Annotated in this window: 20 protein-coding genes; 12 read left to right on the plus strand and 8 right to left on the minus strand. The window is 70.9% G+C overall.

Translation table 11 applies throughout. The features are described from left to right. The 3 genes from CG723_RS25375 to glgB all read left to right on the plus strand — a co-directional run. Positions 1-184, plus strand: a 184-nt coding sequence (locus tag CG723_RS25375; RefSeq protein WP_199841891.1) for an alpha-glucosidase C-terminal domain-containing protein, incomplete at its 5' end; no start/stop codon positions are given. Between the two features lie 152 nt (positions 185-336). After that, positions 337-1,764: a maltokinase N-terminal cap-like domain-containing protein gene (locus CG723_RS25380; RefSeq protein ID WP_159032544.1), complete on the plus strand. Its 1,428-nt coding sequence runs from the start codon at positions 337-339 to the stop codon at positions 1,762-1,764. Next, complete coding sequence (gene glgB / locus CG723_RS25385; RefSeq protein WP_100595796.1) at positions 1,761-4,001, plus strand: 1,4-alpha-glucan branching enzyme; 2,241 nt, start codon at positions 1,761-1,763, stop codon at positions 3,999-4,001. Before CG723_RS25380 ends, glgB begins: the two co-directional genes overlap by 4 nt. On the opposite strand, the gene CG723_RS25390 is transcribed toward glgB, so the two are convergent. From CG723_RS25390 to CG723_RS25405, 4 genes are all read right to left on the minus strand, one after another. After that, a complete protein-coding gene (locus tag CG723_RS25390) occupies positions 4,002-6,263 on the minus strand; it encodes a HelD family protein (protein ID WP_100595797.1) in 2,262 nt (753 codons plus the stop codon). It lies immediately after the preceding gene. 199 nt (positions 6,264-6,462) lie between these two features. After that, positions 6,463-6,789: a thioredoxin gene (trxA, locus tag CG723_RS25395; protein WP_100595798.1), complete on the minus strand. Its 327-nt coding sequence runs from the start codon at positions 6,787-6,789 to the stop codon at positions 6,463-6,465. Between the two features lies 1 nt (position 6,790). Continuing rightward, on the minus strand, positions 6,791-7,195 hold the full coding sequence (locus CG723_RS25400) for a MerR family transcriptional regulator (RefSeq protein ID WP_100595799.1): 405 nt from the start codon (positions 7,193-7,195) through the stop codon (positions 6,791-6,793). A gap of 42 nt (positions 7,196-7,237) precedes the next feature. Next, the gene (locus CG723_RS25405) at positions 7,238-9,010 is read right to left on the minus strand and encodes an MFS transporter (protein WP_100595800.1); all 1,773 of its coding nucleotides are present in this window, start codon (positions 9,008-9,010) and stop codon (positions 7,238-7,240) included. Between the two features lie 169 nt (positions 9,011-9,179). Here CG723_RS25405 and CG723_RS25410 point away from each other — a divergent pair, with 169 nt between their 5' ends. Beyond that, on the plus strand, positions 9,180-9,776 hold the full coding sequence (locus tag CG723_RS25410; RefSeq protein ID WP_234374511.1) for a TetR/AcrR family transcriptional regulator: 597 nt from the start codon (positions 9,180-9,182) through the stop codon (positions 9,774-9,776). Between the two features lie 79 nt (positions 9,777-9,855). Here the strand turns inward: CG723_RS25410 and CG723_RS25415 are convergent, their stop codons facing one another. After that, positions 9,856-11,283: a cation:dicarboxylate symporter family transporter gene (locus CG723_RS25415; protein WP_100595801.1), complete on the minus strand. Its 1,428-nt coding sequence runs from the start codon at positions 11,281-11,283 to the stop codon at positions 9,856-9,858. Positions 11,284-11,428: 145 nt separating this feature from the next. On the opposite strand from CG723_RS25415, the gene CG723_RS25420 reads away from it, so the two are divergent. The 5 genes from CG723_RS25420 to CG723_RS25440 all read left to right on the plus strand — a co-directional run bounded on the left by CG723_RS25420 (position 11,429) and on the right by CG723_RS25440 (position 17,033). Next, on the plus strand, positions 11,429-13,060 hold the full coding sequence (locus CG723_RS25420; protein ID WP_100595802.1) for a sensor histidine kinase: 1,632 nt from the start codon (positions 11,429-11,431) through the stop codon (positions 13,058-13,060). After that, positions 13,057-13,755: a response regulator gene (locus CG723_RS25425; RefSeq protein ID WP_234374512.1), complete on the plus strand. Its 699-nt coding sequence runs from the start codon at positions 13,057-13,059 to the stop codon at positions 13,753-13,755. Before CG723_RS25420 ends, CG723_RS25425 begins: the two co-directional genes overlap by 4 nt. Positions 13,756-13,875: 120 nt before the next feature. Continuing rightward, complete coding sequence (locus CG723_RS25430) at positions 13,876-15,249, plus strand: extracellular solute-binding protein (protein ID WP_199841892.1); 1,374 nt, start codon at positions 13,876-13,878, stop codon at positions 15,247-15,249. Positions 15,250-15,296: 47 nt separating this feature from the next. Further along, positions 15,297-16,202 carry a carbohydrate ABC transporter permease gene (locus tag CG723_RS25435; RefSeq protein ID WP_442802589.1) on the plus strand — a complete coding sequence of 302 codons (906 nt, stop codon included), beginning with the start codon at positions 15,297-15,299 and terminating at the stop codon, positions 16,200-16,202. After that, the gene (locus CG723_RS25440) at positions 16,203-17,033 is read left to right on the plus strand and encodes a carbohydrate ABC transporter permease (protein WP_100595805.1); all 831 of its coding nucleotides are present in this window, start codon (positions 16,203-16,205) and stop codon (positions 17,031-17,033) included. A 52-nt stretch (positions 17,034-17,085) separates the two neighbouring features. On the opposite strand, the gene CG723_RS25445 is transcribed toward CG723_RS25440, so the two are convergent. Next, positions 17,086-17,772, minus strand: a complete 687-nt coding sequence (locus tag CG723_RS25445; protein WP_100595806.1) for a DUF2848 domain-containing protein — start codon at positions 17,770-17,772, stop codon at positions 17,086-17,088. A 135-nt stretch (positions 17,773-17,907) separates the two neighbouring features. On the opposite strand from CG723_RS25445, the gene CG723_RS25450 reads away from it, so the two are divergent. Both CG723_RS25450 and CG723_RS25455 read left to right on the plus strand, forming a co-directional pair. Beyond that, positions 17,908-19,263, plus strand: a complete 1,356-nt coding sequence (locus CG723_RS25450) for an MFS transporter (RefSeq protein WP_199841893.1) — start codon at positions 17,908-17,910, stop codon at positions 19,261-19,263. Between the two features lie 47 nt (positions 19,264-19,310). Next, complete coding sequence (locus tag CG723_RS25455) at positions 19,311-20,105, plus strand: carbon-nitrogen hydrolase family protein (RefSeq protein WP_100595807.1); 795 nt, start codon at positions 19,311-19,313, stop codon at positions 20,103-20,105. A 25-nt stretch (positions 20,106-20,130) separates the two neighbouring features. On the opposite strand, the gene CG723_RS25460 is transcribed toward CG723_RS25455, so the two are convergent. Then, the gene (locus tag CG723_RS25460) at positions 20,131-20,757 is read right to left on the minus strand and encodes a GntR family transcriptional regulator (RefSeq protein ID WP_100595808.1); all 627 of its coding nucleotides are present in this window, start codon (positions 20,755-20,757) and stop codon (positions 20,131-20,133) included. 129 nt (positions 20,758-20,886) lie between these two features. Here CG723_RS25460 and CG723_RS25465 point away from each other — a divergent pair, with 129 nt between their 5' ends. Continuing rightward, positions 20,887-21,582 (plus strand): helix-turn-helix domain-containing protein, encoded by a 696-nt coding sequence (locus CG723_RS25465; protein ID WP_199841894.1) that lies wholly within the window; start codon positions 20,887-20,889, stop codon positions 21,580-21,582. A 14-nt stretch (positions 21,583-21,596) separates the two neighbouring features. On the opposite strand, the gene CG723_RS25470 is transcribed toward CG723_RS25465, so the two are convergent. Then, positions 21,597-22,622 (minus strand): ATP-dependent 6-phosphofructokinase, encoded by a 1,026-nt coding sequence (locus CG723_RS25470; protein WP_100595810.1) that lies wholly within the window; start codon positions 22,620-22,622, stop codon positions 21,597-21,599. Between the last annotated feature and the right edge of the window lie 113 nt (positions 22,623-22,735).

Consider the following 22,735-nt stretch of genomic DNA (forward strand, 5'->3'; position numbering starts at 1 on the left):
CCTGTGCGTGCACAACTTCTCGCGCTTCGCCCAGCCCACCGAACTCGACCTCCAGGCCTTCAGCGGCCGGCACCCGGTCGAGCTGATCGGCGGGGTGCGCTTTCCGGCCATCGGTGAACTGCCCTATCTCCTCACCCTCGCAGGTCACGGCTTCTACTGGTTCCGGCTGCGCAAGGACGCCTGAACGCCGCCCGGGGAGGGCCGGTTTCCGCCGCCCCTCCCTGGGCACCCATCACCACACACCCCGACACGTCCCGCTCGTTCTGCCTCTGCCGCATTTCCGGGACGCCGCCCCGCACCCAGTCGCGGCCCGCCCCGGGGAAAGGACGTGACGCCATGCCGGATGCCGTCACCCGAACCGGCTCGACCGCGCGACCCGAACTGCTCGCCTCGCTCGACCCGCTCCTGCGCGCGTGGCTGCCCCGGCAACGCTGGTTCGCGGGCAGAACGACACCCGCCCTCACCCTGCTCGCCGCGACGGACCTGCTGCCGGTCACGGCACGCCAGCCGGGCCTGATCCACGCCCTTCTGCGCGTCGAGCCCACCCAGGACACGTACCAACTCCTGCTGGGCGTGAGGGAGTCACTGCCCCCGTACCTGGCGCCGGCCCTCATCGGCCATGTCACGCAGGGTCCCCTCGCCGGACGCACGGTCTACGAGGCCCTGCTCGACCCCCGCCTGACGGACCTCCTCCTGGAGCGGCTGCGCCACCCGGGCCGCCTGGGCGGACTCCGCTTCGCGCACGACGGCGCGACCCCGATCCCGCCGGACCTCGCCCCACGCCCCCTCGACGCGGAGCAGTCCAACTCGTCGATCATTTACGGAGATACGTTCATCCTCAAGGTGTTCCGTCGTGTGACGCCGGGCCTCAATCCGGACCTGGAACTCCAGCGCGCGCTGGCCGACGAGGGCTGCGGTCGCGCGCTCGCCCCGGTGGCGTGGTTCGAGACGACGGACGACGATCCGCTCTCGCTGGGCCTGCTCCAGCCCTACCTCACGGGCGCGACGGACGGCTGGGACCTCGCGCTCGGCGAGCTGTCCAAGGGGCAGGACTTCCGCCACGAGGCCCGCGAACTGGGCCGCGCGACAGCGGAGATCCATCTCGCCCTGGCGCACGCCCTGCCGACGGTCACCCTGGGCCGCGCCCACACGGTGCAGCTGGCCCATTCGATGAAGGACCGCCTGGACAAGGCGGTCCAGGCCGTGCCCGCTCTCCATCCCTACGCGCCCGCGCTGCACACCGCCTTCGACGCCCTCGCGGCCGACACGACCCCCCGCACCGCCCAGCGCGTGCACGGGGACCTGCACCTGGGCCAGTGCCTGCGCTCGCCCGCCGGGGCCTGGTCGGTCATCGACTTCGAGGGCGAGCCGTCCCGCCCCCTGCCCGAACGCCGGCTGCCGCACCCGCCCGCCCGCGACGTGGCCGGCATGCTGCGCTCCTTCGACTACGCGGCCCGCACCAGCCGGCCCTGGGCGCCGGACTGGGCGCGCGGGTGCCGGGACGCCTACTGCGCGGGCTACGCGCAGGCCGCAGGCGACGATCCGCGGACGGACCCGGTCCTGCTGCGCGCCTACGAGACGGACAAGGCGGTCTACGAAGCCGTCTACGAGGCCCATCACCGCCCGGACTGGCTGTCGATCCCGCTGTCGGCGATCGACCGCCTCGCCACGGAGGCCTCCGGCATGCCGCGCCCCCGCACCGGAGACGCGGACGCGGCACCGCAGCACCCCATGTCGACCCCGAGCCAGGAGGCCACCCCGTGACGCACGACCCCTCCCGCTCCACACCGCCCACACCCGTCACCGCCGCCCCTTCCCCGACCTCCGCCGCCGACCGCGACCGCCTCCTCGCCGGCACCCACCACGACCCGCACTCCACCCTTGGCGCGCACACCACGCCCGCCGGGACGGCGTTCCGGGCGCTACGCCCATACGCCCGCGCGGTCACGGTCGTCGCGGACGGCCTCCGGGTCGTGCTGCACGACGACGGCGACGGCTTCTTCTCGGGCCTCGCCGACCTGCCCGCACCCCCGGCCGACTACCGCCTCCTGGTCACCTACGAGGGCGCAGCCGAGCACGAGACCCCGGACCCGTACGGGCTGCTGCCCGCGCTCTGCGAGTTCGACCTGCACCTGATCGGCGAGGGCCGGCACGAGCAGCTGTGGCAGGCGCTCGGCGCGCACCCCATGACGCACCAGGGCATCACCGGCACCCGCTTCACCGTCTGGGCGCCCAACGCCCAAGGGGTGCGCGTCGTGGGCGACTTCAACTACTGGAACGGCACGGGCTTCCCGATGCGCTCGCTCGGCTCCACGGGGATCTGGGAGCTCTTCGTCCCGGCCCTCGGCGAGGGTGAGCTGTACAAGTTCGAGATCACCCGCCCGGACGGCTCGAAGACGATGCGCGCGGACCCGCTGGCCCGCCGCACGGAGGTCCCGCCCGCCAACTCCTCGATCATCGACGCGTCGCACCACAGCTGGCACGACGCCGAGTGGATGGCCCGCCGCGGCACTCCGCCCGTGCACGAGGCCCCGTTCTCGGTCTACGAGATCCACCTCGCGTCCTGGCGGCCCGGCCTCACGTACCGTCAGCTGGCCGATCAACTGCCTTCGTACGTTGCCGACTTGGGGTTCACGCACGTAGAGCTGATGCCCGTGGCCGAGCACCCCTTCGGCGGGTCGTGGGGCTACCAGGTCACCGGCTTCTACGCCCCGACGGCCCGCATGGGCACGCCCGACGACTTCCGGCATCTGGTCGACGCGCTGCACCAGGCCGGCATCGGCGTCCTCATGGACTGGGTGCCGGCCCACTTCCCGCGCGACGACTGGGCGCTCGCCGAGTTCGACGGCCGCACCCTGTACGAGCACGAGGACCCGCTGCGCGCCGCCCACCCCGACTGGGGCACCCTCGAGTTCGACTACGGCCGCAAGGAGGTCCGCAACTTCCTGGTCGCCAACGCCGTGTACTGGTGCGAGGAGTTCCACATCGACGGCCTGCGCGTCGACGCCGTCGCCTCCATGCTGTACCTCGACTACTCGCGCGAGCACGGCCGGTGGACCCCGAACCAGTACGGCGGACGGGAGAACCTGGACGCGGTCGAGTTCCTCCAGGAGATGAACGCGACGCTGTACCGCAGGGTCCCCGGCGTCGTCACGATCGCCGAGGAGTCGACCGCGTGGGACGGCGTGACCCGGGCGACCCACCACATCGGACCGGGCGGCTTCGGGGGTCTCGGCTTCGGCCTGAAGTGGAACATGGGCTGGATGCACGACTCGCTCGGCTACGTGTCCCACGACCCGGTCCACCGCAGCTACCACCACGACGAGATGACGTTCTCGATGGTCTACGCGTACAGCGAGAACTACGTCCTGCCGATCTCGCACGACGAGGTGGTCCACGGCAAGAAGGCGCTGGTCTCCAAGATGCCCGGCGACTGGTGGCAGCAGCGGGCGACCCAACGCGCCTACCTGGGCTTCATGTGGTCCCACCCGGGCAAGCAACTCCTCTTCATGGGGCAGGAGTTCGCGCAGGGCGCGGAGTGGTCGGAGGCGCACGGCCCGGACTGGTGGCTGCTCGACCCGTCGTACCCGGCGGAGCCCGACCACCGCGGTGTCCGCGACCTCACCCGCGACCTGAACGCCGTCTACCGGAACGAACCGGCACTCTGGCAGCGCGACATGGACCCGGCGGGCTTCGAGTGGATCGTCGGTGACGCGGCGCAGGACAACGTCTTCGCGTTCCTGCGCCGCGCCGCCGACGGCAGCCCGCTCATGTCGGTGTCCAACTTCTCGCCGGTGGTGCGCCACGGGTACCGGCTCGGCGCCCCCGACGACGTACCGGCCTGGCACGAGGTCCTCAACACCGACGCCGCCCGCTACGGCGGCGGTGACGTCGGCAACCCGGACCCGGTCAAGCCGGACGCCCAGGGTGCCCATGGGCGTCCGGCCAGTGTCCGGCTCACGCTCCCGCCGCTCGCGACGGTGTGGCTCAGGCCCGCGTGATCAGGGCCTGTCCGGGGAACCCGGGACAGTCCTCAGCACGCCGCGCAGCGACTCGGGCAGCTCCCCGCCGTGCAAGACGCCGAGCGTCTGGGTGGCCCGGGTCAGCGCGACGTAGAGATCACTGACGCCGTACTCGCCCGGCTCCACGACCAGCACCCGGTCGAACTCGAGCCCCTTGGCCTGGCGGGGGTCGAGCAGCACCAGGTGCTTGGTGAGGTCGGGCTCGCCGCCCGCCACCACGTCCGGCAGCACGGCGGCGAGCGCCGCGTGCAGCCGGCGGGGGGCGATCACCGCGAGCCGCCCCTCCTCGGGAGTGGCGGCGACGGCCTCCTCGGCCACGGCCTTCACGACGTCGCCGGCCGCGCGCGCCCAGGGGCGCACTCCCGTCGAGCGGACCGAGGACGGCGGCTCGAAGCCGGGGTGCTCGGCGCGCAGCACCGCCGCCGCCACGTCCATGATCTCGGACGGCGTGCGGTAGTTGACGCCGAGCCGGGTGTGCTCCCAGCGGTCCGCGACGTACGGCGCGAGGATCTTCTCCCACGATCCGACGCCGGCCTCCTCGGCGGTCTGCGCGGGGTCGCCGACCAGCGTCATCGACCGCGTCGGCGAGCGGCGCATCAGCAGCCGCCACGCCATCGGCGACAGCTCCTGCGCCTCGTCGACGATGATGTGCCCGAACGCCCAGGTCCGGTCGGCGGCCGCGCGCTCGGCAGCGCTGCGGTGGTCCTCCTCCTCGTACCAGTCGGCGACCCGCTCGGCATCGACGATGTCGTGCGCGGCGAGGACCTCGGAGTCCTCCTCGTCCTCGAACTCGTATGTCTCGGAGCCGCGCGAGAGTTCGAGGACGCCCTGCGCGTAGGCGATCCGCTCCTGGCGAGCCGCCTCGGCCAGGGCGCGTTCGGCGCTGTCGTCGACGCCGATCAGCTCGGCGGCCTCGTCGAGAAGCGGAACGTCGGCGGGTGTCCAGTCCGCCGGCCCCGTCACGTCGCGCCGGATCGCCTTCGCGTCCTCGCCGGCCAGGTGCACAGGCTCGGCCAGGAAGTCCGCGACAAGGTCCTGCGGGGTGAGCCGGGGCCACAACTCCTCGATGGCGGCGTGCACTTCGGCGCTGGCGGCGACGCCCTTGCCGATCTGGGCGAGGTCGTCGGGGCCGAGGAAGTTGGGGCCGCCGTACGGGTCGGCGCCGATGCGCTCCGCGAGCTGGGCGGTGAGCGCGTCGATGATCCGGAAGGCGAAGTGGGGGCGGGCGAGGTTGTGCGGCAGGAGCGTGTCGCGGCCGGCCTGCCGGGCTTCGTAGGCGATCTCCCAGTCGAGGATGAGGTCACCGTCGTCGTGCCGGACGATCAACGGGGCGCCGGGCTCGGGGAGCTGCTGCCGGTCGCGGACGGCGAGCGCGAGCGCGTCCACCATGGCCTCGGCGCCCTTGACGGCGGCGGCGTGCGGGGTGTCCTCGGCGGTGGCGTGCACGCCGGGGAACAGCTCACCGAGCGAGGCGAGCAGCACGCCGGTCTCGCCGAGCGCGGGCAGGACCTCGCCGATGTAGCCGAGGAAGGCGGGGTTCGGGCCGACGATGAGGACGGCCCGCTTGGCGAGGAGCTCCCGCTGCTCGTACAGGAGGAACGCCGCGCGGTGCAGCGCCACCGCGGTCTTGCCCGTGCCGGGGCCGCCCTCCACCACGAGCACGCCGCGGTGCGAGTGGCGGATGATCCGGTCCTGCTCGGCCTGGATGGTCTGCACGATGTCGCCCATGCGGCCGGTGCGGGCCGAGTTCAGGGCGGCGAGCAGTACGGCGTCGCCCGTCGGGTCCTCGAACCCGGTGCGCTCCTCGTCATCGAGGTCGAGGATCTCGTCGTGCAGCTCGGTGACGGTGCGGCCCTCGGTGGTGAGGTGGCGCCGCCGCCTGATGCCCATGGGCGTGTGCCCGGTGGCGAGATAGAAGGGGCGGGCGACCGGCGCGCGCCAGTCGATCAGAATCGGGGTGTGCTCGCTGTCGTCCTCGCGAATTCCGATGCGCCCGATGTGATGTGTGGTGCCGCCCGCCTTTTCGGTGAGATCGATCCGGCCGAAGCACAGCGAACCGTCGACCGCGTTCAGCGCGGCGAGCAGGCCGGAACGCTCGACGACGAGGAGATCCCTTTCGAGCCGCGCCTGCTGCCCGGTGCCGACCGGTGTCAGGGCGTCCGAGACCGACTCTGCGGCGTCGCCGCGCAGCACATCGACGCGCGCGTAAAGCCGGTCGATGAATTCCTGCTCTTTCTGCAATTCAGCGATTTCACGCGCTTCACGGGTTGACAAAGCGGCTCCCTGCCAGGTACGATGTGTTTATTCGGCCCCTCGTGAGGGGCCTTTTCTGTGGGCACACAGAAACACCAAATATACCCCCTGGCAGGGTCCAATTGCACCCCGGGGATTTCACCGCCGCTATTCGGCCCGGTCAACGGCCTCCGCCGGACCGGCGTGATCAGACGACCTCCGCCAGTTCCTCCAGCAGTCGCCTCTTCGGGCGTGCCCCGACCCGCGTCCACACCGGCTCGCCGTCCTTGAAGACCATGAGCGTCGGCATCGACAGCACCCCGTATCGCACCGCGGTCCCCGGGTTGTGATCCACGTCGATCACCACGACGTCGAGCCGCTCCCGCTCCTCGTCCGCGATGGAGCGCAGCACCGGTGCGAGCTGCCGGCACGGCCCGCACCACTCGGCGGTGAACTCCACCAGGACCGGCCGCCCGGCTCCCAGCACCTCTGTGTCGAAGTCCGCGTCCGTGACGTCCCTCAGATCCGTACTCACTTCACCCTCCCAGTTCGCAGCGCGGCGACGGGTCCTCGCCCGCCAGCGCGTCCATGGCCTCCTCGGCGCGCTCCAGCTGCGCGCCGACCTTCTCCCGAACGGCGGTCAACTCGCCGATCAGCGCATCGAGTTCGCCGAGCTTGCGGCGGTACACCGCGAGCGAGGCGGGGCACGAGTCGCCCTCCGGGTGCCCGGCCCGCAAGCACTCCACGAACGGCCGGGTCTCCTCCAGCTCGAACCCGAAGTCCTGGAGCGTCCTGATCTGCCGCAGGGCCCGCAGGTCCGTCTCGTCGTACGTGCGGTAACCGTTGCCGCCGCGCCGCGCGGGCAGCAGCCCGCGCGACTCGTAGTACCTCAGCGTCCGCGTGGTCGTGCCCGCCCGCTCAGCCAGCTCTCCGATGCGCATGTCTTCGACGGTAAACGTTGACCCCGACGGAAAGGCCAGCGATTACGCGTTGCCCTGCGCGGCCGGCTCCCTCTCGGCGGCGTCCGGCTCGACGGCGGATGTCTCGGCTGCCGCGTCAGTCTCAGCTGCAACGCCAGGCTCACCGGCAATGTCGGGCTCGCCGACAACGTCAGCGGCAGCGTCCGCCCCCGCCGTCCGCTCCCCGTGCCGCGGCAGCAGTACCGCCACCAGCACCGTCCCGACGCCGAGGATCACCGCGCCGACGACGCTCGTGTGGGCCACCGCGTCCGAGAACGCGGAGCCCACCGCGTCGGCCATCTGCCGCGCGCCGCCCGCGAGCTGCTCGGCCTGCGCCTTGAGCTGCGCCGCCTGCTCGGGGCTGGTCGCGCCCGCCGCCTTCTCGGCCACCTTGTGGGCCTGGTCCCCGATGCCCTGCGCCACCGCGTAGCCCGCGCCGACCGAGTCCTGCGCGGTGCCCAGTGCGTCGGCGGGCAGCTTCGAACCGGCCGTGTTGTCCGCCAGCTGCGACGAGTACGAGCCGGCCAGGACCGAGCCCAGGATCGCGATGCCGAGCGAGCCGCCGAGTTCGAGCGACGTGTCGTTGACCGCGCCGCCCACGCCCAGCTCCGACTCGGGGAACGAGCCCATGATCGCGTCGGTGCACGGCGAGAGGGCGAGGCCGATCGCGAGGCCGAGGATGACCAGGGGCAGCACGAAGTCCCCGTACGCCGACGAGGCGTCGATGCGCGTGAGGAGCGCGAGGGCCGCGGTGCCGCCGACCATGCCGGCCGTCACCGTGATCTTCATGCCGATGCGCGGGGTGAGGTACCCCGTGAGCGCCGAGCCCACGAAGACCGCTCCGGCGAGCGGCAGCATGCGGACGCCGGTGGCCAGCGCGTCGTAGCCGAGGACGAACTGGAGGTGCTGGGTCAGGTAGTAGAAGGCGCCGAAGACCGCGAGGAAGAAGAGGGCGACCGCGAGGTTCGAGCCGGAGAAGCGGCGGTCCGTGAAGCGGCGGACGTCCAGGACCGGGCGCGGGTGGCGCAGCTCCCACAGGACGAAGGCCACCAGGGCCAGGCCCGCGACGACCGCGGCGCCGATCGCCTTGGCTCCCCAGCCGAAGTGCGGCCCCTCGATGATCATGTAGACGAGGGCGCCGACCCAGACGACGGAGAGCAGTCCGCCGACGTAGTCGATGCGGTGCCGGTGCGCCGCCTTGGACGGCGGTACGAGGACGAGGGCGCCGACGAGGGCGACGGCGGCCACGGGCACGTTGATCAGGAACGTGGACGACCAGCCGTGGTTGCGCAGGAGCGCGCCGGCGACCAGGGGTCCGGCGGCGATGGCGAGTCCCGCGGTGGCGGTCCACAGCACGATGGCCTTGGCGCGCTCGGCGCGCGGGAAGGTGGCCGCGAGCAGCGACAGCGTGGCGGGCATGATCATGGCCGCGCCTACGCCCATCACCGCGCGGGCCGCGATGACCCCGGTGGAGCTGTCGACGAGCGAGCCCGCGACGGCGCCGCCGCCGAAGACGACGAGGCCGAGGATGAGTGCTCCGCGCCGGCTGTACTTGTCGCCGATCGCCCCGAGCAGCAGCATCAGGGCCGCGTACGGGACGGTGTAGCCGTCGATGACCCACTGGAGGTCGGCGCTGGTCAGGCCGAGGTCCTTGGTCATGTCGGGCGCTGCGACGGTGAGCGCGGTGTTCGCCATCACGATGATCAGCAGGCTCAGGCAGAGCACGAGCAGGGCCCACCAGCGGCGGGCGTACGGCCGGTCCATCCCCTCGACCGGTTCCTTCATGACGAGGCGCATTCCCCTGCCACCCTCCGGGGCCCTCGGCCCCCGCAGTCCACGAGTCCATGTGTCCACGGACATTGCACAGCACTGTGCAATTACACAACGCTGTGCAATTTACGTCATTGCACAGCACTGTGCAAAACCACACGTGAACGGGGTCGGGAGCGGGGTGCAGAATGAGCGCGTGACTTCAGGACGAGCCGACACCAACCGCCGCCGCATCCTCGACGTCGCCCTCGCCGAGCTGCTGCGCGACCCGGACGCGTCCATGGACCAGATCGCCAGGGCCGCGGGCGTCGTCAGGCGCACGGTCTACGGGCACTTCCCCAGCCGCGAGGCGCTCGTCGCCGCGCTCGTCGACGACGCCGTCGTCGCGGTCGAGGCCGCGCAGTCCGCGGGGCGCGCCGGGGTGACCGACCCGGCCGAGGCCGTGGCCCGCTCGCTGCTCGCCGTATGGGAGGTCGCCGACCGCTACCGCCTGCTGGTCGCCCTCGCGCAGCGCGCCGTCACCGTCGAGGGCATCCGCGCCCGGCTGACCCCGGTCCGCGACAGCTGCGCCGAGCTGCTCCAACAGGGCCTGGAATCGGGCGAGTTCGCCTCTCCCCTGCCGGCGACGGCTCTCGCGTACGTCCATGAGCAGGTGCTGTTCGGACTGCTCGAAGCGGTCAACGACGGGCTGATCCCAGCAGAAGAGGCGGGCCACTCCGCCGCGGTCACCGTACTGACCGCAGCGGGCGTACCCGCCTCACGCGCCACCGAACTGGTGGCAGGACTCACCTAGGGCGCCGCGTCAGGGGCGCGGGGAACTGCGCGACCAGCCCCCACCGACCCTCAGATTCCAAGCGAACCCGGCGGGGCGCTCAGGCCTTCGCCAGCTCCTTGTCGCCCTCACCCCGCTGATCAGGAACAGCGGCAGCGTCACCGCTCCCGTTGTCCACGAGCGTGCGCTCGTCGAAGGGCAGGTCACCGGCGAGCACGCGCGTGACGCGGTCCTTGTCGACCTCACCCGTCCACGTACCGATGAGGAGCGTCGCCACCGCGTTGCCCGCGAAGTTGGTCAGGGCGCGGGCCTCGCTCATGAAGCGGTCGATGCCGATGATCAGGCCGACGCCGTCGACGAGCGCGGGCTTGTGCGACTGGAGTCCGCTGGCGAGCACCGCGATACCGGAGCCCGAGACACCCGCGGCGCCCTTCGACGCGACCATCATGAACAACAGCAGGCCGATCTGCTGGCCGATGGCGAGGGGCTGGTCCATGGCGTCCGCGATGAACAGCGAGGCCATGGTCAGGTAGATCATCGTGCCGTCGAGGTTGAACGAGTACCCGGTCGGCACGGTGATGCCGACGACGGGACGGCTGACGCCCAGGTGCTCCATCTTCGCGATGAGCCGCGGCAGCGCGGACTCGGAGGACGAGGTGGACAGGATCAGCAGGAACTCGCGGCCCAGGTACTTCAGGAGCGCGAACAGGTTGTAGCCGGTGGCCAGACGCAGCAGGGTCCCGAGGACCACGACGACGAACAGGACGCAGGTCACGTAGAAGCCGAGCATGATCGTGGCCAGCGCCTTCAGGGCGTCCACGCCGGTCTCGCCGATGACGGCCGCCATCGCGCCGAACGCGCCGACGGGCGCGGCCCACATGATCATGCCGAGGACGCGGAAGACCAGCTTCTGGATGTGCTCGACACCCTTGAGGACCGGCTCACCGGCGCGCCCCATGGCCTGGAGCCCGAAGCCGACGAGCAGCGCGACCAGCAGCGTCTGGAGCACCTCGCCCTCGGTGAACGCCGACACGAGGGTCGTCGGGATGATCCCGAGGACGAAGTCGACCGGGCCCTCGGCGGCGTCCTTGGCCGCGGTGTGGCCGACGTCCTTCACGGCCTGCGTGAGGTGCATGCCGTCGCCCGGGTGCAGGATGTTGCCGACGACCAGGCCGATGGCGAGCGCGACCACGGACATCACCAGGAAGTAGCCGAGGGCGAGGCCGCCGACCTTGCCGATCTTGGCGGCCTTGCGCACGGAACCGACGCCGAGCACGATCGTGCAGAAGATGATCGGCGAGATCATCATCTTGATCAGGTTCACGAAGCCGGTGCCGACCGGCTTGAGCTCCTTGGCGAAGTCCGGCCAGATGAAGCCGACCGCGATGCCGAGAAGGACGGCACCGATGACGGCGATGTACAGATAGTGGGTGCGGTCTCTCCTGGCGGCGGGTGCCACCTTGGTCTCGGCCACGAGTGCCTCCTGACGACGATGTCGGGCGTACGGGAACCTGCACGTACGCGCCATGCGTGCGGCTCACGTCTGGCGAATCACGGTGACTATCTCCCGCCTTGTGAAGGCCGTCACCCTTCCGTTCATTTAGTTCGCGCTTATACGTTCAAGTAGTTCACGCTTGAACGTATCCGCCAGTACCGAGAGGCAGACTGGGCCCATGCGCCTCCCCCTCCTGCCACGCGCCCGCAGCCTGGCCGGCCAGCTCTTCGCGATGCAGGTCGTCCTGGTCTTCGTCGTGGTCGCGGGGTGCGCGCTGTTCACGTACATCAGCGACGGCAACCAGGCCGAGCAGGCCGCCACACGCCAGGCGACGGCCGCGGCCCGCGCGGTCGCGGACGCGCCCTCCGTCCGCGGGGCGATCACGGGGGACGGCGACCCGACCCGCACGCTCCAGCCCTACGCGAGCGACGTCCAGCGCCACACCGGCGTGGACTTCGTCACGATCATGGATCCGCACGGCATCCGCTGGACGCACCCCGACGAGCGGCGCATCGGCGAGCGCTTCCTCGGCCACATCGGGCCCGCCCTGCGGGGCGGGACCTTCTCGGAGACATACACGGGCACGCTCGGCCCGTCCGTGCGCGTGGTGACCCCGATCATGTCGGGGCAGCGGATCGTCGGCCTGGTCAGCGCCGGCATCACGGTCGAGGAGATCAGCGCGCAGGCGCGCGGCCAGGTAATGGCGGTGGCCGGCGTCGCGGCCGGCGCTCTCGTCCTCGGCGGCATCGGCACGTACGTCATCAACGCCCGGCTGCGGCGGCACACCCACGGCATGAACGCGACCGAGCTGAGCCGCATGCACGCCTATCACCAGGCGGCCCTGCACGCGGTGCGCGAGGGTCTGGTGATGCTCGACGGGCAGCGCAGGATCGCGCTCATCAACGACGGGGCGCGCGAGCTGCTCGGCGTCGGCGACGAGACGGTCGGGCGCAATGTCGCGGAGCTGGGCCTGCCCACCCCGCTCACGGGCGCGCTCCTCGCGGCGGAGCCCCGCGTCGACGAGGTGCACCTGACCACCGACCGCGTGGTCGTCGTCAACACCTCCCCCGTCTCCAGCGGCGACCGGCGCGGCACCGTGGTGACCCTGCGCGACCACACCGAACTCCAGGCGGTCATGGGCGAGCTGGACTCCGAGCGGGGCTTCACACAGGCGCTGCGCTCGCAGGCCCACGAGGCCGCGAACCGGCTCCACACCGTCGTCTCGCTGATCGAGCTGGACCGGGCCGGCGAGGCGGTCGACTTCGCGACGGCCGAACTGGAGCTGGCGCAGACCCTCACCGACCAGGTCGTCGCCGCCGTGAGCGAGCCGGTGCTCGCCGCACTCCTGCTCGGCAAGACGGCGCAGGCCAACGAGCACGGCGTGGAGCTGGAGATCTCCGGGGACAGCCGCATCGACGACGGCCTGGTGCCGCCCAGCCTGCCGGCCCGCGACCTGGTGACGATTCTCGGCAACCTGCTGGACAACGCGGTCGACGCCGCCCAGGGCTCCCCGCACGCGAAGGTGACGGTCACGGCCCGCGCGCAGGACGACACCCTGCTGCTGCGGGTCACGGACACGGGCCCGGGTGTCGCCGACGGCCACGCGGACGCGGTCTTCGAGCGGGGCTGGTCCACCAAGCCGGCCGGTCCCGGCGGGCGCGGCCTCGGTCTCGCGCTCGTCCAGCAGTCCGTCGCCCGTAACTCCGGCACCCTGACCCTGGCCGAGTCCCCCACGGGCGGCGCACAGTTCACTGTCGTCCTGCCCCTCCAGCGCACGAGCGCGACCACGCCCACGGGAGGCACCGCGTGACAGATCCCGACGCCACCAGCGGCACCATCCGAGTGCTGATCGTCGAGGACGACCCGGTCGCCGCCGACGCCCACGTCCTGTACGTGAACCGGGTCCCCGGCTTCACCGCGATCGGCAAGGCGCACACGGCCGCCGAGGCCCACCGGGCGCTTGAGCGCACCCAGGTCGACCTGCTCCTTCTCGACCTGCACCTCCCCGACGGCCACGGTCTCCAGCTGGCGCGCTCGCTGCGGGCGGCCGGCCATCACACGGACGTGATCGCGGTGACCTCGGCCCGCGATCTCACGGTGGTCCGCGAAGGGGTCTCGCTCGGCGTGGTGCAGTACGTACTGAAGCCCTTCACGTTCCCGACGCTGCGCGACCGCCTCGTGCGCTACGCGGAGTTCCGGGCGGCGGCGGGCGAGGCGGGCGGCCAGGACGAGGTCGACCGCGCCCTGGCCACGCTGCGCGCACCGAGTCCGGCCGCCCTGCCCAAGGGCCTGAGCGCACCGACCCTGGAGCGCGTCACGCGAACGCTGCGCGCCGCTCCCGAGGGTCTGACCGCCGCGGCGGCCGCCGAGTCCGTGGGCATCTCACGCATCACGGCCCGCCGCTACCTGGAGCATCTCGTCGAGTCGGGCCGCGCCGCGCGCAGCCCCCAGTACGGCCAGGTGGGCCGACCTGAGCTGCACTACCGCTGGCTCACGACGGTCTAGACCATTGGCCAACCGCCCACTCCTGCACGGGGATTGACCTTGGTCCGACCCCGCCCGTACGTTCACCGGGCAGCCCCGCTCGGCAAGCCGGCCGGCGGCGGCCCGTAGGAGGTCGTGCCCGTGCGCCCCACCGCTCCAGTGCTCCTCAGCGCCACTCTGCTCATCGCCGCGACCGGCCTGACGGCCTGTAGCAGCGGCTCCGGGGACGACCCGGACACCGTCAGGATCTCCTTCAAGCAGTCGACCGACAATCAGATACGTGTCATGGACGACTACCTGGCGTCGATGAAGACGCAGTTCGAGAAGGATCATCCGGGCAAGAAGGTGAAGCTGATACCGATCAAGGCGCCGGACTCCGAGTACTACACCAAGCTCCAGCAGATGCTGCGCTCCCCGAAGACGGCACCCGACCTGGTCTACGAGGACACGTTCCTCATCAACTCGGACATCACCAGCGGTTATCTCAAGCCCCTCGACCCGTATCTCGCCAAGTGGCCCGACTGGAACCAGTTCATCGACACGGCGAAGAACGCGGCCAAGGCCCAGGACGGCAAGACGTACGGCGTCCCGGACGGCACCGACACCCGCGGACTCTGGTACGACAAGGGCATCTTCGCGAAGGCCGGCATCAAGACGCCCTGGCAGCCGAAGAGTTGGGACGAGGTCCTCGACACGGCCCGCACGATCAAGAAGAAGGTCCCCTCCGTCACCCCGCTCAACGTCTACACGGGCAAGCCCGGCGGCGAGCAGTCGGCGATGCAGGGCTTCGAGATGCTCCTGTACGGGACGGGCACCGGGACGGGCACCGCGGACCCGCTGTACGACAGGTCGTCCGACAAGTGGATCACCGCGGGCAAGCCCTTCAAGGACGCGCTGAACTTCGTGAAGACGGTCTACGGCGAGAAGCTCGGCCCCGACGTCTCCGACGCCCTCGACCCGAACATCGGCACCCGGGTCCGCGGCGAGCTGCTCCCCAAGAGCAAGCTGGCGATCAACCTCGACGGCTCCTGGCTCCCGCAGGACTGGCTGAAGGGCAGCGGCCACGAGTGGCCCGAGTGGTCACAGAAGCTGGGCCTCGCGCACATGCCGACGCAGAACGGCCAGGCGCCGGGCAAGGTCAGCATGTCGGGCGGCTGGACCTGGTCGATCCCGTCGAAGGCGTCCAACCCCGACCTGGCCTTCGAGTTCATCAAGACGATGCAGACCAAGGCCAACGCCCAGAAGTGGTACATCGCCAACTCGGGCATCGCGGTCCGCAAGGACGTCGCGGCCGACCCGGCGTACGTGAAGGCGCAGCCCGGCATCAAGTTCTTCACGGACCTGGTGGCGTCGACCCACTACCGGCCCGCATACCCCGCGTACCCGAAGGTCTCCACGGCGATCCAGGAGGCGATGGAGTCGGTCACGACGGGCGACAGCTCGGTCGAGAAGGCGGCGAGCACGTATGACGAGCAGCTGAAGACGGCGACGGACGGCAAGGTGATCACCAAGTGAAGGTGGGGCCGAGCGGTGTCCGCCGCCCCGTGACACAGCCCCTGCCCCTGCCCCCTTCACGAGGTGATCACCAGGTGAAGCCGGGGCGGGGCGGTGTACGGCGCCCCCTGACACGCGCCCTGCCCCTGGCCCCTTCCCTGGTCCTGCTGCTGCTCTTCCTGGCCGGCCCGATCGCGTACTGCGCGTACATCGCCTTCACGGACCTGCAGCTGACGGGCCAGGCCCACTCCTCCTTCGTGGGCTTCGACAACTTCACGGCCGCGTTCAGGGATGACGCGTTCCTGAACGCGGTCTGGCTCACGCTCGTCTTCACGGTCCTGTCCTCGCTCATCGGCCAGAACACGCTGGGGCTCGCGCTGGCCGCGCTCATGCAGCGCGCGTCGAAGACGGTCCGCACGGTCACGGGCGCGGTCGTGGTCTGCGCGTGGGTCCTGCCGGAGGTCGTCGCCGGCTTCCTCCTCTACGCGTTCTTCCGCCGCGAGGGCACGCTGAACGCGATCCTGGACTGGCTCCATCTCCCCACCCAGAACTGGCTGTTCACGCTGCCGATCCTCGCGGTGTCCTTCGCGAACGTGTGGCGCGGGACGGCGTTCTCCATGCTGGTCTACTCGGCGGCGCTCGCCGAGATACCCAAGGAGATCACCGAGGCTGCGGAGATGGACGGCGCGGGCGGCTGGCGCCGCATGTGGCACATCACGCTCCCGATGATCCGCCGCTCCATCGGCACGAACCTCATGCTGAACACCCTGCAGACGCTGTCCGTGTTCGGCCTGATCTGGGTGATGACGCGGGGCGGCCCCGGAAACCGCAGCCAGACCCTGCCCCTGTTCATGTACGAGCAGGCCTTCCAGAAGAGCATGATCGGCTACGGCACGGCGGTCGCCCTGCTCCTCCTGGTCGTCGGCTCGCTGTTCTCGCTGGTCTATATGCGCCTGCTGCGCTCGGAGGCCTGAGTGTCCTCACCCCGCACCGTCCGCCACCGCCTCGCGGCCGACGCCGGACTCCTGGTCGTCGCCGCGGCGTTCGTCCTGCCGCTGGCGTGGGTGGTGCTCTCCGCGCTCGACCCGCACGCGAACCTCCAGGTGAAGATCCCCGACGGGGTCACCCTGGACAACTTCGACGCGGTCCTCACCCCCGACATCACCTTCACTCCGCTCCTCAACAGCCTTCTGCTGTGCGGCGGGGCGACCCTGCTGACGGTGGCGAGCGCGGCGCTCGCGGCGTACCCGCTGTCCCGCTACCGCTCCCGCTTCAACAACCCGTTCCTGGCGACGGTCCTGTTCGCGACGTGCCTGCCCATCACGGCGATCATGGTCCCGGTCTACGCGCTCTTCGTGCAGGTCAACCTGATCGACACCATGCAGGGCACGATCTTCTTCTTCGCGGCGTCCCAACTCCCGTTCGCCATCTGGCTGATGAAGAACTTCATGGACGGCGTCCCGAAGGAACTGGAGGAAGCGGCCTGGACCGACGGAGCGTCCTCGTTCCAGTCCCTGATCCGCATAGTGCTCCCCCTGATGGGCCCGGGAGTGGCAGTGGTCACGGTCTTCTCGTTCGTCATGATGTGGGGCAACTTCTTCGTCCCCTTCATGCTCCTGCTCACCCCCGAACAGATGCCGGCCTCGGTGAGCATCAACGACTTCTTCGGCAACCGGGGCACAGTGGTCTACGGCCAGCTCGCAGCCTTCTCGATCATCTACTCGACACCGGTGATCCTGCTGTACGTCCTGGTGGCCCGGCGCTTCGGCGGGGGGTTCGCGCTGGGGGGTGCGGTCAAGGGCTGAACGGCCGCACCCTCGCGCACAGCATTGATCGACCGGCGAACCGGCCGCCCGATCAGCCGATCGGCACCGGCATCCTCACCACGTCGTACGCCAGGTCGATCGCATTGCCCGTGGCCGGGTCGGTCATTTCCACGCGCCAGTGGGGGGCGAACTGGTCGACGCCCTCGGCCATCGGGATGGTGCCCGAGATCAGGACCGTGCCGGGCACCAGGTCGCCGCGCTCCCGGAGGACGTCCGCCCAGTAGGCGGGCGTGAGCAGCTCGGCCAGGGTGCCGTCCTGGATGAGGGTCTCCTGGCCGTCGTGGGTCACCCAGGCGCGCAGGGTCAGGTCGTCGAGGCGCTCCTGCACGTCGGCGAGGCGCCAGGCGCGGCGGGCGAGGACGTCGGGGCTCGCGTTCTTGCTCCATGCCACGCCGTGCACCTCCAGCTCACGGTCGGTGTGGTCGCAGGCGGCCGTCAGGAGCAGGTCGCCGTCCCGGTCGACGACCAGCGCCCACTCGGCCTCGCCCGAGGTGCGGCCGTGCTGGACGCGGACCTGCTCGGTGTGCTGGGCGAGGTAGGGGGAGACGGGGTAGAGCGCGGGGGTCACGGAGGGTGCCGGCACCCCCAGCTCGGCGAGTTCCGCCACGTGGGCGGCCACGTCGTCCTGGCTGCGTCCGGCGTACCCGGCGTTGAGCACCTGCACGACATCGACCTCGCGGGTGGTGCCGTCGGGCAGTTCGAAGGTCAGCAGCGCCATGGGGTTTCTCCACATCGTTCGCGATATCAGGGAGGTTAACTTTGCGCGGAAGGCTTGCGCATACGACCTGTATACAAGAAGTATGCCGGAAGGTCGACAGCTAACCTCACCCAAGGAACCTCAGGGACGGACGTCGTGAACCACACCAGCACGAGCACGGAAAAGACCCCGATCGGCGGGTCCGCGGTCCGCCGCGCCTTCTTCGCCAGCCTGACCGGCACCGCACTGGAGTGGTACGACTTCGCCATCTACTCCGTGGCGGCGGCGCTGGTCTTCGGCGATGTCTTCTTCCCCTCGAAGGACCCCGCCACCGGCACCCTCCTCGCGTTCTCGACGTACGCCGTCGGCTACGTGTCGCGCCCGCTCGGCGGTTTCGTCTTCGGCCGCCTCGGCGACAAGCTCGGCCGCAAGAAGGTCCTGATCGCGACCCTCGTCCTGATCGGGGCCGCGACCCTCGCGATCGGCCTGCTTCCGTCCTACGCCACGATCGGCGTGGCCGCGCCGATCACCCTCGTGATACTCCGCTTCGCCCAGGGCGTCGGCGTCGGCGGCGAGTGGGGCGGCGCGGTGCTGCTGTCCAGCGAGTTCGGCGATCCGCGCCGGCGCGGCTTCTACGCCTCGGCCGCACAGATCGGCCCGCCGGTCGGCAACCTCCTCGCCAACGGCGTACTCGCGGCCCTCGGCGCTCTCCTGACGGAGACTCAGTTCACATCCTGGGGCTGGCGCGTGGCGTTCCTGCTCTCCGGTGTGCTCGTCTTCTTCGGCCTGTGGATCCGCGCGAAGCTCGAGGAAACCCCGGTCTTCAAGGCGATGGAGGCCGAGCAGAAGCGCCCCGAGGCCCCGATCCGCGAGGTCTTCACGACGCACCCGCGCGCCCTGGCGGCCGCGATCCTCAGCCGCGTGGCCCCGGACGTCCTGTACGCGCTGTTCACCGTCTTCGTCCTGACCTACGCGACCGGCGAACTCGGCATGTCCCGCGGCTCCGCCCTGGCCGCCGTCCTCATCGGCTCTTCCCTCCAGGTCTTCCTGATCCCGCTGGCCGGCGCCCTGTCCGACCGCGTCAACCGCCGCGTCCTGTACGGGGTCTCGGCCGCGGCCGCCGGCGTGTGGCCGTTCCTGTTCTTCCCGATGATCGGCGGCGGGAGCTGGCCGCTGCTCGCCCTCGGCGTAGTGGTGGCCCTGGTCTTCCACTCCGCGATGTACGGGCCGCAGGCGGCCTTCATCGCCGAACAGTTCTCCCCACGGCTGCGTTACACCGGCTCCTCGCTCGCGTACACGCTGGCCGGTGTCATCGGCGGCGCCGTCGCGCCCCTGCTGTTCACCGCGCTGCTCGACGCGTACGACTCGTGGATCCCGCTGGCCCTCTACGTCGCGGGCACCGCGATCGTCACCATCGCCGGACTGTGCCTCGGCCGCGACGGCGACCGGAGCGACGAGGAGCTGCTGAGCGGCGAGCCGGTCCGCTCCCCCGCCGCGTCCACGGCGTCCTGAACCCCAGACCACGCATTCCCGAACCGCCACACGAGGAGGAACGTCTCATGCGTATCGCGCTGAGCCAGATCACCACCGGCCCCCGCCCCGAGGAGAACCTCGCGCTCCTGCGCGAACAGGCCCGTCTCGCGGCGGACGCGGGCGCCCGCGTGGTCGTCTTCCCGGAAGCCGCGATGGCCTGCTTCGGGACCCCGCTGGCGCCGCTGGCCGAACCGCTCGACGGCCCCTGGGCCACGGCGGTCCGCCAGATCGCCAAGGAGGCCGGACTCGTCGTGGTCGCGGGCATGTTCACCCCCGCCCCGGACGGAAAGGTGGCCAACACCCTGCTCGCCACCGGCCCCGGCGTCGAGGCGGCCTACGACAAGATCCACCTCTACGACGCCTTCGGCTTCGCCGAGTCCGACACGGTGGCGCCCGGGTCCGAGGTCGTCACCTTCGAGGTCGACGGCACCCGCTTCGGGCTCGCGACCTGCTACGACGTCCGCTTCCCCGAGCTGTTCAGGGCCCACGCCGACGCGGGCGCGGTCGTTTCCGTCCTGCCCGCCTCGTGGGGCGCGGGTCCCGGCAAGCGTGAGCAGTGGGAGCTGCTGATCCGCGCCCGCGCGCTCGACGCCACGCTCTGGCTCGCCGCCGTGGACCAGGCGGACCCGGCGGCGTCCGGCGTCCCCGCCGCGTCGAACGCCCCCACCGGCATCGGCCACAGCGCCGTCGTCGGCCCCGACGGAACCGTACGGAAGCACCTCGAAGAGGGCCCGGGGCTGCTCATCGCGGACCTGGACCTCGACGAGGTCACCTCGGTCCGCCGCTCCATCCCGGTACTGGCCAACCGCAGGAGCCTGTGACGGGCGGGCGGGCCACCGGCACGCCCTAACCCGCGAGCAGCACCTTGAGCGTCGACTCCAGGTGGCTGTCGATCGCGGTGCACGCGGCCTGCCGGTCGCCTGCGGCGATCGCGTCGAGGATCGCCTCGTGCTCGTGGAGGACGGACTCCTGCCGGCCGTGCTGGTTGAACAGCGCCACCACCCCGGCCCGGATCTGGCGGCTGCGGAGCCCGTCGTAGTGGCGGTCGAGCAGGGCGTTGCCCGCGGCCGCCACGATCGTCGCGTGGAAGAGGTGGTCCACCGCGATGAACTCCTTGGCGTGCTCGGCCCCGCTGAGCGTGCGCTGGCGTCCGAGCAGTGCGGTCAGCTCGGACACCGGGGCCTTGCCCTCGGCGATGACCCGCTCCGCCGAGTACCGCTCGACGATGCCGCGCAGCTCCATCAGCTCGGTGATCTCCCGCCCCGACAGCGGCACGACCTGCGCCCCGCGCTTGGGGACCAGCCGCACGAGGTCCTCGGCGGCGAGCAGCAGGAGCGCCTCGCGGATCGGGGTGCGGGAGACGCCGATACGGTCGGCGAGCTCCTGCTCGGAGAGGAACTCCCCTTGCCTGTCCGGGTCGGCGAGCACGTTCTCCTTGAGAAACGCGTAGGCCTTGTCCCGTCCCGACGTCACGACTGCCCCCAGAGTTGCATACAAGGAGTATACGGATCTGGTTACCGGGAGTCCCGTCCCCGTAGCTTCCTACGACAAGTAACGCAGTGCGAACAGACCGTAGCCCCCGGCCTCACCCGCCCCTACCGTGTGCCCGTGCACCCAAGCGACTCCGCCCCGCCGTTCAACGCTCCCGCCGCCCGACGCCTCCGCGAGGCCCTGGGCATGGCGCCCGGGCATGTCGCTTACGGCATGCGTGCCTCGTACGGCCAGCATCAGGTCACGCCCGACACGATCATCGCCTGGGAGCGTGGTCTCGCCTCGCCGACGGCGGTGGAAATCACCGCTCTCGCGGGCGCCTTGTGGTGTTCGCCGGGGGATCTCATAGGCGCGGCGCGGACGCTGCGCGAGCACCGGATGGCCCGTGGCATGGCGCCTGAGGACGTGGCACGCACGGTGGGGGTGGAGATCCACTCGTATCTGCGGATGGAGGAGACCGGCGAGTGGCGCGGCAACGAGCGCCAGTCGGCCACCCTCGCCGAGGTGCTCGGTCTGACGCCGCCCGACTTCGCGACCGTCACCGGCCGCAATGACCAGCTGGCGGATCTCCTGCGCAGCGCGGTGACCACGCGCTGGCAGGCCTACACACGCCCGATCGCCAAGCTCGTCCCCGTGCACAAGGGTCAACTGGAGGAAGTGCTCCAGGAGATGCAGCTCGAGTACCAGGCGCTGATGGCCGCGACGCTCAGCTGGGGCGGCGGTTCGGGACGCGAGTCGGGCGAGGCCGGGCGGGAGCTCCTCGACGGGATCCTCGACGAGTTCTGGTCGAGGATGCACACGTCGTAGGACAGGCCGTCCCCCTAGAACACGGATTCCGCCTCGTCCATGCGGTCCTTCGGCACCGTCTTCAGTTCGGCGACGGCCTCGGCGAGCGGGACCATCTCGATCTCCGTGCCGCGCAGCGCCGTCATGCGGCCGGAGACGCCCCGGTGCGCGGCCTCGACCGCGTGCCAGCCGAAGCGCGTGGCGAGGACCCTGTCGTACGCGGTCGGGGTGCCGCCGCGCTGGACATGGCCGAGAATGACCGGCTTCGCCTCCTTGCCGAGGCGCCGCTCCAGCTCGAACGCGAGGGCCGTGCCGATGCCCTGGAAGCGCTCGTGGCCGAACCGGTCGATCGCGCCGGTCTGGTAGTCCATCGTGCCCTCGGCGGGGTGCGCGCCCTCGGCCACGCAGATGACGGCGAACTTCTTGCCGCGCGCGAAGCGTTCCTCGACCATCTTGACCAGGTCGGCCGGGTCGAAGGGCCGCTCGGGCAGGCAGATGCCGTGCGCGCCGCCCGCCATGCCGGACTCCAGGGCGATCCAGCCGGCGTGCCGGCCCATCACCTCGACGACCATGACGCGCTGGTGGGACTCGGCGGTGGTCTTCAGCCGGTCCATGGCCTCCGTGGCGACGCCGACGGCGGTGTCGAAGCCGAAGGTGCGGTCCGTGGCGGAGATGTCGTTGTCGATGGTCTTCGGGACGCCGACGACGGGCAGGCCCGCGTCGGCGAGCATGCGGGCCGCGGTCAGCGTGCCCTCGCCACCGATGGGGATGAGGACGTCGAAGCCGATCTCGGTGGCGAGTTCCTTGGCGTTCTCGCAGGCGGCGCGGAAGCGGTCGCGCTCCAGCCGGGAGGAGCCGAGGATGGTGCCGCCGCGGGCGAGGATGCCGCTCACGGCGTTCAGGTCGAGCGTGCGGTAGCGGCCGTCGAGCAGTCCCGCGTAACCGTCCTCGAAGCCGATCACCTCGTCGCCGTGGTGCGTCACGGCGCGGTGCACGACCGACCGGATCACTGCGTTCAGGCCAGGACAGTCGCCGCCGGCGGTGAGAACTCCGATACGCATCGTGCGTGTCTCCTGCTCGCTGTTGAGACTTGTGAGCCGTTCCGATTCTTTCACGGCCGTGAGGGCGATGGCGGTCAGCGCCGGACGCGGAGGCCCGTGGGGCTTGTGTTCCA

Source organism: Streptomyces sp. CB01635, from assembly GCF_002803065.1.
Lineage (GTDB): Bacteria > Actinomycetota > Actinomycetes > Streptomycetales > Streptomycetaceae > Streptomyces.